Origin of the sequence: Bacillus sp. FSL M8-0166 (assembly GCF_038008825.1) — a bacterium.
GTDB lineage: Bacteria > Bacillota > Bacilli > Bacillales > Bacillaceae > Bacillus > Bacillus safensis.
This window is the reverse complement of record NZ_JBBOZZ010000001.1, coordinates 1305608-1317934: the sequence shown is the minus strand read 5'-3', so window position 1 is coordinate 1317934 and position 12327 is coordinate 1305608. Positions and strand designations below refer to the sequence as shown.

Below are 12327 nucleotides of genomic sequence, written 5' to 3'. Positions count from 1 at the left end.
AGTTATGGTGTCACTTCAATTGAAGAATGTTTCATTAAAACGAAATGGGAAATGGCTGCTGCAGTCTATTGACTGGCAGGTGAACAAGCAGGAAAACTGGGTGCTTTACGGTTTAAATGGTGCGGGGAAAACCGCTTTATTAAATATGCTCTGCTCCTATTATTTCCCCACGTCAGGCGAGATGACAGTGCTGGGACATGTCTTTGGCAAGGAGGCTCTTGGTGAAAAGCTCAGGAGGAAAATTGGTCTCATCTCAGCGGGACTTGAAAAGAAATTGCATAGAGACGATAATGCTTTTGAAATTGTTCTTAGCGGCGCATTTGCTTCTATCGGGCTTTATGAAACCCCGACGGATGAAATGAGAGAGAAAGCCATTGATCTATTAAAAGCATTTGGTTCATTCAAATATGCCAACAGAACATATGAAACACTCTCGCAGGGGGAGAAGCAAAAAGTCTTGATTGCGAGGGCTTTAATGAATGATCCGCAGCTCTTGATTTTAGATGAACCTGTGACGGGGCTTGATTTTTTAGCAAGAGAGCAAGTGCTTGAGACGATCTCATTTATTGCAGCAAAGCCTGATGCGCCTACTTTGCTCTATACGACCCATCATGCAGAGGAGATTCTGCCTGTTTTTCAGCACACCTTATTATTAAAAGATGGATCTGTTTTTGATCAAGGAGAAACGAAAGAAATGATGACAAGCGTCTTGCTTTCTTCTTTTTTTGAATGTCCGGTAGATGTCATGTGGAGAAATGGCCGTCCGCATTTAAGCAAATTGTAGATAAAAGAAACTATTGGTCTGCGTCCCTGCTTTTCCATCATACATATTATAGTAGAAAACGAAAGGCGGGGAAGGACAGATGATCAGTATTTCTGAATTCCAAATCAAGGATGTCGTCGATGTATCCAGCGGAAAAAAACTAGGTACCATTGGGGACATTGATATTAATGTCACAAGCGGCAAAATACAAGCGATTATTATAGGCGGCACAGGTAAAATGATGGGATTTTTCGGAAAAGAAGAGGAAATGATCGTCCCTTGGCGAAATATAGTAAAAATTGGCGAAGATGTGATACTTGTCCGATTGTCTTCTTAATTCATATAACTCCTCAATGAATCATTCAATTTTTCCTTAAAACAGGCTCTCCATTCTCAGCAAACAATGTCTTTTTCGGGTAAAAAGATTACGTTTTCATATCAATTTGTAAAAAAACCTGCAGAAAGGGCACATTTGAGTGTAATATTTAATGAATCCCACTAACTGTCTATGCATGTCTTGTGGTAAAATAGGAGCGAAATAAAGAGAGATGAATGAAAGGTGGGAGGCAGCTTTGACACACAAATATGACCCCTTTCAGCAGAAATCACCATATGCAATGACCATTCATGATTGGACGAACATGACATGTTCTGGTAGAGAGGTATTGGCCGGGTTTACAACAAAAAATGGCGGTTTCAGCCTTACTCCATATCAATCATTGAACACTGGACTCCACGTAGGAGATGATGCTTCTAGTGTTCAAATGAATCGTCAAGTCATAGCAGATGCTGCTGCTGTGCCGCTCTCTGATTGGGTGTTTGCAGACCAAACACACGAGGATCGCATCCTGAAAGTCACCAAGGAACAAAGAGGAAGAGGAAGTCTTCATTATCATGAGGCACTGCCTGGTACAGATGGTTTATATACGTCTGAGACGAACATGATGCTCGCTCTTTGTTTCGCTGATTGTGTTCCGCTTTATTTTCTAGCTCCACAAAAGGGATTAATTGGAACGGCTCATGCCGGCTGGAAAGGAACCGTTAAGCAAATTGGTGCAAAGATGGTTGATGTATGGGTCAGCCAAGAAGGTGCCAAGGCCGATCATATTCAAGTCGTCATTGGACCATCCATTGGCAGCTGCTGCTACATAGTCGATGACGCAGTCATGGATCAAGTGAAACAGCTTCCTTTTTCAACAGAGGATGTGTATTCTGAGATTTCACAAGGACAATATAAAATTGATTTGAAAACATTAAACAAAAACGTATTGCTTCATGCAGGAATAAAAGAAGAAAACATACATGTCAGTTCGATGTGCACAAGCTGCAATGATCAGCTTTTCTTCTCACACCGTCGTGATCAAGGGAAAACAGGACGTATGATGTCTTTTGTCGGGTTTAAGGAGGCATAAGTGCAATTGAATGTACGAGAGAATCTCAGACAAATAAATGAACAAATAAACGAAGCATGTAAAAGAGCCGGTAGACATCCAGCAGATGTATCGGTCGTTGCTGTGACAAAGTATGTCTCAATTGAACGAGCACAAGAAGCCAAAGAAGCTGGAATTATGCACTTTGGTGAAAATCGTGACCAAGGGTTACTTGAAAAGCAGGCGGCCATAACCGATGAAAACATTAGCTGGCACTTCATCGGCAGTTTACAAACACGAAAAGTGAAATCTGTCATTCAGACAATTGACTACTTACATTCGCTCGACAGGATGTCTCTTGCGAATGAAATTGAAAAAAGAGCGGATCACACAGTTCGCTGTTTTGTACAAGTGAACACATCACTTGAGGAGTCAAAACACGGCTTGCAAAGTGAAGACGTCATTCCATTTGTGAAGCAGCTCGCTGATTTCAAACAGATTGAAATTGCTGGACTGATGACGATGGCTCCATTTACAGATGATCACACTGTGATTCGAAACTGTTTTAAAACATTAAAAAACCTTCAAGAAGAAGTAAAACATCTTAACCAAGTAAATGCACCTTGTCAGCATTTATCGATGGGCATGTCAAATGATTTTGAAATCGCAATTGAAGAAGGTGCGACATTCGTTCGGATTGGCTCTTCACTTGTTGGAAATGAAACAGGAGGTGCGTGACATGAGCATAAAAAATAAGTTTAAAAGCTTTTTCACTCTCGACGATGAAGAGTATGAGTACGAATATATTGATGAAGAAAGAGAACCCGTTCAAGAAGAAAAAGGAACGAAGGACAAAGCAGCATTTCAAGATCGTCCACAGACAGGAAAACAAAATGTCGTCAGCTTGCAAAGCGTGCAGAAATCCTCTAAAGTGGTGTTAAGTGAGCCGCGTGTTTATGCAGAAGCGCAGGAGATTGCAGACCATATTAAAAACAGACGTGCAGTCGTCGTGAATTTGCAGCGTATTCAGCATGATCAAGCAAAGCGAATCATTGACTTCTTAAGCGGAACCGTTTATGCAATCGGTGGAGACATCCAGCGTATTGGCTCGAATATATTCCTCTGCACACCTGATAATGTAGATGTATCTGGTACAATATCAGAACTTTTAACAGAGGAAGAACCTCAGAGGTGGTAAATCATAGTGATTCTAAATTTCATTTTTAATATTTTAGGAACGGTATTAACGATTTACTCATTCGCGATTATTATTTACATTTTTATGTCATGGGTGCCATCTGCAAGAGAAACTGTGTTTGGCCGTTTTCTGACAAATATTTGCGAACCGTATTTAGAACCATTTCGTAAAATTATTCCGCCAATCGGCATGATTGACATCTCGCCGATTGTGGCATTGCTTGTGATTCGTTTTGCATCAACATATGGACTATCTGGTCTTTACAATATGATTGTGCGCTTCATGTAAACAGGCTGCCGGGCTTGGCATTGCCAGGCTCTTTTACATAAGAGGGGAACAAAATGAGCGATATCTATCAGCATTTTAGAAAAGACGAACAGCCATTTGTCGACCAAGTGCTAGGCTGGAAAAAAATCGCACTCGACCAATATCGAATGAAATTGACAGACTTCCTTGATCCGCGTGAGCAATTTATTACTGAGTCCGTCATCCAGCATGCTGAAGAACTTGGGATCATGTTCTTTGGCGGGTATGAGGGAGCGGAGCGCAAAAGAGCCCTCATTTATCCTGATTATTTAGAACCGTCTATTCAAGATGTTGAGCTGTCTTATTTTCAGGTGAACTATGCGAAAAAGTTTATTTCCTTAGAACACCCGAAGCTTCTCGGCTCATTGATTGGGACAGGCTTGAAGCGTCAAAAATTCGGAGATCTATTATTTTCAGAGGAAGATGTGCAGTTTATTTGTACAAGTGATGTCGCCGATTTTGTGCGGGCGCAGCTGACACATGTCGGCAGAGCATCCGTTTCATTAGAGGAAATCACGCAGGCAGAAATAAAGCCAGTGATGACGAAGACTGATATCAAAGAAGATACCATTTCTTCACTTCGGCTTGATGCTGTATGTGCTGCTGTCAGCCGTCAGTCTCGGCAAAAAGCACAGCTTTTAGTCAAAAATGGACTTGTCAAAGTCAATTGGAAAGTCACTGAGGACCCTTCCTTTACAATCGGTGAAGGCGATCAGCTCTCCGTTCGGGGATTTGGCCGCTTTTGCCTCAAAACGATTGATGGGAAGACCAAAAAAGATAAATTCAAAGTAACATTTGAGCTTATGACATAACGAACTTGAATCTGGAGGTGGCGAGGTTGCCATTAACACCTAATGATATTCATAATAAAACGTTCACAAAAAGCTTTCGCGGCTATGACGAAGATGAAGTAAACGAGTTTTTAAGCCAAGTACGTAAAGACTACGAGATCGTACTCCGTAAAAAGAACGAGCTTGAAGACAAAGTAAACGAGCTTGACGAAAGACTAGGTCATTTTGCAACAATTGAAGAGACATTAAACAAATCGATTCTTGTAGCGCAGGAAGCAGCAGAAGACGTAAAACGTCATTCTGATAAAGAAGCAAAATTGATTATTCGTGAAGCAGAGAAAAATGCAGACCGTATTATCAACGAAGCGCTGTCAAAATCAAGAAAAATTGCAATGGAAATCGAAGAGCTGAAGAAGCAGTCGAAGGTCTTTAGAACTCGCTTCCAAATGCTCATCGAAGCGCAGCTTGATCTTCTTAAAAATGACGATTGGGATCATTTACTGGAATATGAAGTAGACGCTGTCTTTGACGAAAAAGAATAAGCGCATCATCTTGACATGACGTGCTCATGTTGCATATAATACCATCATAAATTAACAAGAGATAAACGTTTGAAAGGGACACTCGCAGCTGTCACATGCGTAATAAAGCGAATCAGGGATGGTGGAAGCCTGACATTACGAGACGCTGCAATGAGATCACCCCTTTAGTTCCTTTTCTGAAATATATGAGTAAGAAAAGGCGTCTGATCACGTTACGATTTTAGAGTGGATAAGCGGCTCTTTCATATCGCTTGTCTAAAAGGGTGGTACCGCGAGACAAGCCTTCTCGTCCCTTATGGGATGAGAGGGCTTTTTTTATTTTTTTTTAATCAGAATTTGCATGTGGAGGAATGGGTATGAACTACAAAGACACCTTATTAATGCCGAAAACAGAATTCCCGATGAGAGGGAACTTGCCGAACAAAGAGCCTGAAATCCAAGAGGAGTGGGCAGAGAAAGACATCTATCAAATGGTTTTAGAGCGGACAAAAGGACGCCCGACGTTTATTTTGCATGATGGACCTCCATATGCGAATGGTGACATTCATATGGGGCATGCACTCAATAAAATCCTAAAAGATTTTATCGTCCGTTTTAAATCAATGAACGGGTACCACGCACCGTACGTACCGGGCTGGGATACTCACGGCTTACCAATTGAAACAGCTCTCACTAAAAATAAAAAAGTCAAACGCAAAGAAATGTCTACAGCAGAATTCCGCAAACTATGCGAGGAGTATGCTTGGAAGCAAATTGAAGGTCAGCGCAACCAGTTTAAGCGATTAGGCGTCAGAGCAGACTGGGACAATCCATATGTCACATTAAAGCCTGAATACGAAGCGCAGCAAATTCTTGTCTTTGGTGAAATGGCGAAGAGAGGCTATATCTATAAAGGACTAAAGCCTGTTAACTGGTCTCCTTCAAGTGAATCAGCCCTCGCTGAAGCGGAAATTGAATATAAAGACAAACGTTCACCATCGATTTATGTTTCGTTTAAAGTAAAAGATGGCAAAGGCGTTCTTGAAAACGGCGAACAATTCATTATCTGGACAACAACTCCTTGGACGCTTCCTGCAAACCTTGGCATTTGTGTTCATCCAAACTTAGAGTACAGCGTTCTTCAAGTGGGTGCTGAGCGATTTGTCGTTGCATCTGAACTGGTTGAACAAGTGGCAAAAACACTCGGCTTTGAAGAGTATGAAGTCGTGAAAACGCTAAAAGGAAAAGAATTAGACAACATCGTTGCAGAGCATCCGATCTATGGTAGAGATTCTCTTGTGATGCTTGGCGATCACGTGACAACTGATGCAGGAACAGGCTGTGTTCACACAGCACCAGGTCACGGGGAAGATGACTTTATTGTCAGTATGAAATACGGTCTTGATGTGCTCTGTCCAGTAGATGAAAAAGGTGTGATGACAGATGAGGCGCCTGGTTTTGAAGGATTATTCTACGAGGATGCCAATAAAGCCATCACAGAACAGCTTGAAGCAAAAGGCGCGCTGAAAAAGCTCGACTTTATCACGCACTCCTATCCGCATGACTGGAGAACGAAAAAACCAACGATTTATCGTGCGACAGCTCAGTGGTTTGCATCCATTAAAGATTTTAGAGAAGCGTTATTAGACAATATTAAAGAAACGAAATGGGTTCCAGCATGGGGCGAAACACGCCTGTTCAATATGGTGCGTGACAGAGGTGACTGGTGCATTTCAAGACAGCGTGTATGGGGCGTTCCAATTCCGGTCTTTTATGCGGAAAATGGGGAGCCGATCATCACGGACGAAACCATTCAGCATGTATCTCAATTATTTAGAGAGCATGGCTCGAATATTTGGTTTGAAAAAGAAGCGAAAGAGCTATTGCCAGAAGGCTTTACACATCCAGGCAGCCCGAATGGTGAATTCACTAAAGAGCAGGACATCATGGATGTATGGTTTGATTCCGGTTCTTCTCACCAAGCTGTTTTAGAAGAAAGAGATGACCTAGTCCGTCCGGCAGATCTTTACCTTGAAGGCTCTGACCAATATCGCGGCTGGTTTAACTCCTCCTTATCAACAGCAGTTGCTGTCACTGGAAAAGCACCATATAAAGGTGTCCTAAGCCACGGCTTTACGCTTGATAAAGAAGGACGTAAGATGAGTAAATCATTAGGCAATACGATTGACCCAACGAAGGTCGCGAAGCAGCTTGGTGCAGAGATTCTTAGACTTTGGGTATCTTCTGTCAACTATCAAGCCGATCATCCAGTGTCTGATGATATTTTGAAACAAGTTGCAGAAGTCTATCGTAAGATCCGTAACACCTTCCGCTTCCTGCATGGAAACCTATTTGACTTTGACCCAGCAGTTAATGCCGTGCCAGTAGAAGAGCTTCGCGAAGTGGATCAATACATCTTGATCAAATTAAACAAATTGATTGATAAAGTGAAAAAAGCTTATGATGATTACGAATTTGCGGTCGTCTATCATGCGATTCACAATTTCTGTACGATTGAGCTCAGCTCTTTCTATCTCGATTTTGCAAAGGATGTCGTCTACATTGAGCATGCCGATCATCCAGACCGCCGCAGCATGCAGACTGTCTTCTACGAAACATTAATGGCATTAGTGAAGCTGACTGCACCAATTCTTCCGCATACAGCAGATGAATTATGGAGCCACTTAAGCTTTGTTGAAGAGCCAAGTGTTCAGTTAACAGATATGCCAGAAGGTGCGCTAGTTCCTCAGGCTGAAGCGACAGAAGCGAAGTTTGACCGCTTTATGGAGGTACGTGACGATGTGCTAAAAGCGCTGGAGATTGCGCGTAACGAGAAAGTCATCGGACGTTCACTTGAAGCAAGTGTGACGCTTTATGCGACAGATGAAGTGAAAAACCTTCTTGCATCCATTAAAGAAGATGTGAAGCAGCTCTTTATCATCTCTGAATTAACGGTAGAAGATGAGCAGCATGCAGATACATCAGCGCCTGAATATACATCAGGACGAATTGTGGTTCAAAAAGCAGAAGGAGAACTGTGCGAGCGTTCCCGTATTATTTCAAAAGACGTTGGTGCAAATCCGAAATACCCAACATTGTCACTTAAAAATGCTGAAATCGTGGAGAAATATTACCAGAATTAACAGCGCGATATCACCAACTAGCGCCCCGTCATATGCGGGGCGTTTTCTTTTATGAGAAAATGACAGCGTTTAGAACGAGAGGAAAAATCTTATGGCTTTAAAGTGAGCAGGCGGGGTAACAATATGATTATCACGACAGGGCAGGAGTTGAAATAGCGACATGAATGGCGATCTAGAGACGATTTACACGGAACTCCTTCAAATGAAAGAAGAGCTGCAATCCAAACTGTTTGAATACGCATCATTTCGTTCACCCGCTGAGCATGTCACATTGAATGAGGTCAAAACGACCACACTTCTTTATCACATCAAAGAAGAGCTGCAAGATGTGTCTCTCGCTATTGCAAAAATCGAACAAGGAACCTATGGCATATGTGAGGCGACAGGAGATGTGATTCCGCTTGAACAAATGAGTATTCTTCCTACCGCCCGCACGGCTGACGACTTTTTATATCATAAGCAATACGAGAAAAAAGCATTCACTCCTTATCCTTACGAATCAAATGATTCTCATTTTGAAGCCTTCCACATGTAGGGAGGTTTTTGTCTGTCAACTAAAGTTTCTTTACTCCTACCTGTTTTCTTGATAAAATGCTTAAAGATCAAAGTATGAAGATGGAGGAACGTGTGTGTTCTATTACATAATCGCATTCGTTATCATTTGTTTAGATCAATTAACAAAATGGCTCATTGTTAAAAATATGATGCTCGGTGATTCTGTTCCAGTAATTGATGGATTCTTTTATATCACGTCTCACCGAAATTCAGGAGCCGCATGGGGAATTCTCCAAGGGCAAATGTGGTTTTTCTATGTGATCACACTCGTTGTTATTGCGGGAATTGTTTATTACTTGCAAAAACATGGACAAAAGGACAAGCTGCTGGGAGTAGCGCTGGCCTTAATGCTTGGCGGAGCGATTGGAAACTTTATCGACCGTATTTTCCGTCAGGAAGTGGTAGATTTTGCTCATTTCGTATTTGGGGATTATCACTACCCAATCTTTAATATTGCAGATTCTTCTCTCTGTGTAGGAGTTATTCTGCTCTTCATTCAAATGCTGTTAGATGGAAAGAAAAATAAGGAGTCAACTACATGAATCAAGTAAATATTGCCGTTTCAGAAGAACAAACGAGTGAACGGCTAGATAAATTTCTAAGCACGACAGAACCAGAATGGTCAAGAACCCAAGTCCAGCAATGGGTAAAAGATGGGCTGATCGAAGTAAACGGGAAACAAGTAAAGGCCAATTACAAAGTACAAGCTGGAGATCAAATCAAAGTGGACATTCCAGATCCAGAAGAGCTAGATGTAGAAGCAGAACCAATGGATCTTGATATTTATTATGAGGATGCAGATGTGTTAGTCGTAAATAAACCACGAGGAATGGTCGTTCATCCAGCGCCGGGTCATGTATCAGGAACGCTTGTAAATGGTCTGATGGCACATTGCAAGGACTTATCAGGGATTAACGGTGTGATGCGTCCTGGAATTGTCCACCGAATTGATAAAGATACGTCTGGGCTGTTAATGGTCGCGAAAAACGATATGGCACATGAGTCACTCGTCAATCAGCTGGTGGCTAAGACCGTCACAAGAAAGTATACGGCCGTTGTCCACGGCATTATCCAGCATGATACAGGTACAATCGATGCGCCAATTGGCAGAGACAAAAAAGACCGCCAAAGCATGACGGTTACAAAAGAAAATGCAAAACAGGCCGTCACTCACTTTGATGTGATTGAACGCTTTAAAGATTTCACAGTTGTCGAGTGCCGTCTTGAAACAGGAAGAACACACCAAATTCGTGTTCATATGAAATATATCGGCTACCCTCTTGCAGGAGATCCGAAATATGGACCGAGAAAAACAGTCGATTTTAATGGACAGCTGCTGCATGCAGGTGTTTTAGGATTTGATCATCCTAGAACAGGAGAATATATTGAGTTCACAGCACCAATTCCAGCTGATATGCGGGGCTTTATCGATGCATTAAGAAATAACGATTGACAGGCCGTTCTTTTTCTGAAATAATAAACGAAGAAATTGAGATTCTTTAAAACAGTCCAGAGAGGCTGAGAAGGATAACGGATCAATTTGTGCAAGAGTATGCACAAATGAACGCCCCTCTCTGCCCTTTGCAGAAGGGGCTTTTTATTTGTCAAAAAGAGGTGTAAAAGATGGAACAAAAAGCAGTCATTCTTGATGAACAAGCGATCAGGCGAGCGCTTACCCGAATTGCACATGAAATGATTGAGCGCAACAAAGGGATGAAGGATGTCATCCTTGCCGGGATCAAGACAAGAGGCATACATCTTGCAAAGCGCCTTGCAGAGCGCATCGAGCAAATTGAAGGAAATCCAGTCACTGTGGGTGAACTTGATATTACGCTATACCGTGATGACCTGACAAAAAAGACAGACAACCAAGACCCGCTTGTAAAGGGTGCAGACATACCAGCTGACATTAATGACAAAACACTCATTGTCGTTGACGATGTCCTGTTTACAGGCAGAACCGTCAGAGCAGCTATGGATGCCCTTGTGGATGTAGGAAGACCATCTTCCATTCAGCTGGCTGTGCTCGTCGACCGGGGACACCGGGAGCTGCCGATTCGAGCGGATTATATCGGGAAAAACATTCCGACGTCAAAAGCAGAGACAGTCATGGTTCAGCTCAATGAAGTAGATCAAAACGACCTTGTCGCTATATATGAAAAATAACCTTTTTAAATGCATTCCAGAGAGTTTGCAAAGAGGGCAATAACAGAGACACCGAGCACACGGCTAACATGGCGTGTCTGGTTTTTCTAGGCCTCTTTGCGCATACTCGCAAAGAGGCTTTTTTAATGAAAAAGGACACATCTAGGAGGAAAATCATGAGTCAGCAAAAAGCCAATTTAGGCATTCGAGATATCCCAAAACCATTCACATGGCTGTCACTTAGCCTTCAGCATTTGTTTGCGATGTTTGGTGCGACCATTCTTGTACCAAAAATCATTGATATGAGTCCAGCCGTCGCGCTCATCTCAAGCGGTGTGGGAACGATTGTTTACTTAATCATCACAAGAGGACAAATTCCCGCGTATCTTGGATCGTCCTTTGCCTTCATCGCCCCCATACTGAATGTTAAAGCAACGGGCGGCCCTGGAGCCGCAATGGTTGGTGCCTTCATGGCGGGTGTCGCTTATGCGCTCATCGCACTGTTCATTAAATGGCTCGGCACAGGCTGGCTGATGAAGCTTCTGCCGCCGGTTGTCGTAGGACCAGTCATTATGGTCATCGGACTTGGACTCGCTGGAACAGCAGTCAACATGGCGATGTATGTTGATCCGAATGCCACCGAGCTTGTTTACAGCCTCAAGCACTTAATGGTCGCTGGCTTCACACTGGCTGTCACCATTATCAGTATGATTTTCCTAAGAGGATTCCTTAGCTTAATCCCAGTATTAATCGGCATTATCAGCGGCTATCTCTTTGCCTTAACACAAGGTATTGTGAACTTCCAGCCGGTCATTGACGCAAAATGGTTTGCTGTACCAGACTTCGTCGTGCCATTTGTCGACTATACACCTGCTGTGACATTAAGCATTCTCACAGTGATGGTGCCGGTTGCCTTTGTCACAATGTCTGAGCATATCGGCCACCAAGTGGTGTTAAGTAAGGTCGTAGGACAAGATTTTATTAATAAACCAGGTCTTCACCGCTCCATTTTAGGAGACAGTGCGGCGACGATCTTCGCTTCACTTATTGGCGGACCACCAACAACAACTTATGGAGAGAACATTGGCGTACTTGCCATTACAAGAGTGTTCAGTATCTTCGTCATCGGCGGGGCAGCGGTGTTTGCGATCTGCTTCGGTTTTGTAGGAAAAATTTCAGCATTAATCAGTACAGTGCCGTCCGCGGTGATGGGAGGCGTTTCGTTCCTGCTATTTGGAATCATTGCCTCAAGCGGCCTGAGAATCCTGATTGATCATAAAGTGAATTTTGAAGAAAAGCGTAATCTCATTATTGCATCAGTCATCCTAGTCATCGGAATTGGCGGGGCATTCATTGAGGTGAAACAAATCAATCTCACTCTATCTGGAATGGCACTTGCTGCGATTACAGGTGTCCTGTTAAACCTGATCCTGCCGCATCAAAAAGCAGAAGATGACGAGTCAAATGAATCAAATACAGAAAACCTTTTAAAAGAAGTCCAGTGAGGCTGACAAGGGTTCTAAAATGAGCAGAAT

Annotated in this window: 14 protein-coding genes and 1 other annotated feature; all 14 genes read left to right on the top strand. The window is 42.7% G+C overall.

The window, feature by feature from the left end:
* Window positions 1–7 precede the first annotated feature (7 nt).
* The 14 genes from NSS92_RS07040 (at window position 8) to NSS92_RS06975 (ending at window position 12297) form a co-directional block, all read left to right on the top strand.
* Window positions 8–784 (top strand): ABC transporter ATP-binding protein, encoded by a 777-nt coding sequence (locus NSS92_RS07040; RefSeq protein ID WP_267586203.1) that lies wholly within the window; start codon window positions 8–10, stop codon window positions 782–784.
* A gap of 79 nt (window positions 785–863) precedes the next feature.
* Window positions 864–1100 (top strand): YlmC/YmxH family sporulation protein, encoded by a 237-nt coding sequence (locus tag NSS92_RS07035; protein WP_008344958.1) that lies wholly within the window; start codon window positions 864–866, stop codon window positions 1098–1100.
* Between the two features lie 211 nt (window positions 1101–1311).
* On the top strand, window positions 1312–2175 hold the full coding sequence (gene pgeF, locus NSS92_RS07030) for a peptidoglycan editing factor PgeF (protein ID WP_445661633.1): 864 nt from the start codon (window positions 1312–1314) through the stop codon (window positions 2173–2175).
* A gap of 6 nt (window positions 2176–2181) precedes the next feature.
* Complete coding sequence (locus NSS92_RS07025; RefSeq protein ID WP_340867225.1) at window positions 2182–2871, top strand: YggS family pyridoxal phosphate-dependent enzyme; 690 nt, start codon at window positions 2182–2184, stop codon at window positions 2869–2871.
* A gap of 1 nt (window position 2872) precedes the next feature.
* Complete coding sequence (gene sepF / locus NSS92_RS07020; RefSeq protein ID WP_024424241.1) at window positions 2873–3331, top strand: cell division protein SepF; 459 nt, start codon at window positions 2873–2875, stop codon at window positions 3329–3331.
* A gap of 6 nt (window positions 3332–3337) precedes the next feature.
* On the top strand, window positions 3338–3619 hold the full coding sequence (locus NSS92_RS07015; RefSeq protein ID WP_340867224.1) for a YggT family protein: 282 nt from the start codon (window positions 3338–3340) through the stop codon (window positions 3617–3619).
* A gap of 53 nt (window positions 3620–3672) precedes the next feature.
* Window positions 3673–4449 (top strand): YlmH family RNA-binding protein, encoded by a 777-nt coding sequence (locus NSS92_RS07010; RefSeq protein ID WP_340867223.1) that lies wholly within the window; start codon window positions 3673–3675, stop codon window positions 4447–4449.
* Between the two features lie 26 nt (window positions 4450–4475).
* Window positions 4476–4970 (top strand): DivIVA domain-containing protein, encoded by a 495-nt coding sequence (locus tag NSS92_RS07005; protein WP_008344947.1) that lies wholly within the window; start codon window positions 4476–4478, stop codon window positions 4968–4970.
* A 59-nt stretch (window positions 4971–5029) separates the two neighbouring features.
* Window positions 5030–5267 (top strand) — a binding site (T-box leader).
* 59 nt (window positions 5268–5326) lie between these two features.
* Window positions 5327–8092, top strand: a complete 2766-nt coding sequence (gene ileS / locus NSS92_RS07000) for an isoleucine--tRNA ligase (RefSeq protein ID WP_340867222.1) — start codon at window positions 5327–5329, stop codon at window positions 8090–8092.
* A gap of 160 nt (window positions 8093–8252) precedes the next feature.
* Entirely contained in the window at window positions 8253–8627 is a 375-nt protein-coding gene (locus NSS92_RS06995; protein ID WP_024424237.1) for a TraR/DksA family transcriptional regulator, read from the top strand.
* A gap of 94 nt (window positions 8628–8721) precedes the next feature.
* A complete protein-coding gene (lspA, locus tag NSS92_RS06990) occupies window positions 8722–9189 on the top strand; it encodes a signal peptidase II (RefSeq protein WP_024424236.1) in 468 nt (155 codons plus the stop codon).
* Window positions 9186–10100 (top strand): RluA family pseudouridine synthase, encoded by a 915-nt coding sequence (locus tag NSS92_RS06985; RefSeq protein WP_340867221.1) that lies wholly within the window; start codon window positions 9186–9188, stop codon window positions 10098–10100. The genes lspA and NSS92_RS06985 overlap by 4 nt, the downstream gene beginning before the upstream one ends.
* A gap of 170 nt (window positions 10101–10270) precedes the next feature.
* Entirely contained in the window at window positions 10271–10813 is a 543-nt protein-coding gene (gene pyrR, locus NSS92_RS06980) for a bifunctional pyr operon transcriptional regulator/uracil phosphoribosyltransferase PyrR (protein ID WP_024424234.1), read from the top strand.
* Between the two features lie 155 nt (window positions 10814–10968).
* The gene (locus NSS92_RS06975; RefSeq protein WP_340867220.1) at window positions 10969–12297 is read left to right on the top strand and encodes a uracil-xanthine permease family protein; all 1329 of its coding nucleotides are present in this window, start codon (window positions 10969–10971) and stop codon (window positions 12295–12297) included.
* Window positions 12298–12327: the final 30 nt, after the last annotated feature.

Bases quoted from the DNA above. Each gene is read 5' to 3' on its own strand.
- pyrR (WP_024424234.1), top strand. From the start codon at position 10,271: ATGGAACAAAAAGCAGTCATTCTTGATGAACAAGCGATCAGGCGAGCG.
- NSS92_RS06995 (WP_024424237.1), top strand. From the start codon at position 8,253: ATGAATGGCGATCTAGAGACGATTTACACGGAACTCCTTCAAATGAAA.
- sepF (WP_024424241.1), top strand. From the start codon at position 2,873: ATGAGCATAAAAAATAAGTTTAAAAGCTTTTTCACTCTCGACGATGAA.
- NSS92_RS07010 (WP_340867223.1), top strand. From the start codon at position 3,673: ATGAGCGATATCTATCAGCATTTTAGAAAAGACGAACAGCCATTTGTC.
- NSS92_RS06985 (WP_340867221.1), top strand. From the start codon at position 9,186: ATGAATCAAGTAAATATTGCCGTTTCAGAAGAACAAACGAGTGAACGG.
- pgeF (WP_445661633.1), top strand. From the start codon at position 1,312: ATGAATGAAAGGTGGGAGGCAGCTTTGACACACAAATATGACCCCTTT.
- ileS (WP_340867222.1), top strand. From the start codon at position 5,327: ATGAACTACAAAGACACCTTATTAATGCCGAAAACAGAATTCCCGATG.
- NSS92_RS06975 (WP_340867220.1), top strand. From the start codon at position 10,969: ATGAGTCAGCAAAAAGCCAATTTAGGCATTCGAGATATCCCAAAACCA.
- NSS92_RS07035 (WP_008344958.1), top strand. From the start codon at position 864: ATGATCAGTATTTCTGAATTCCAAATCAAGGATGTCGTCGATGTATCC.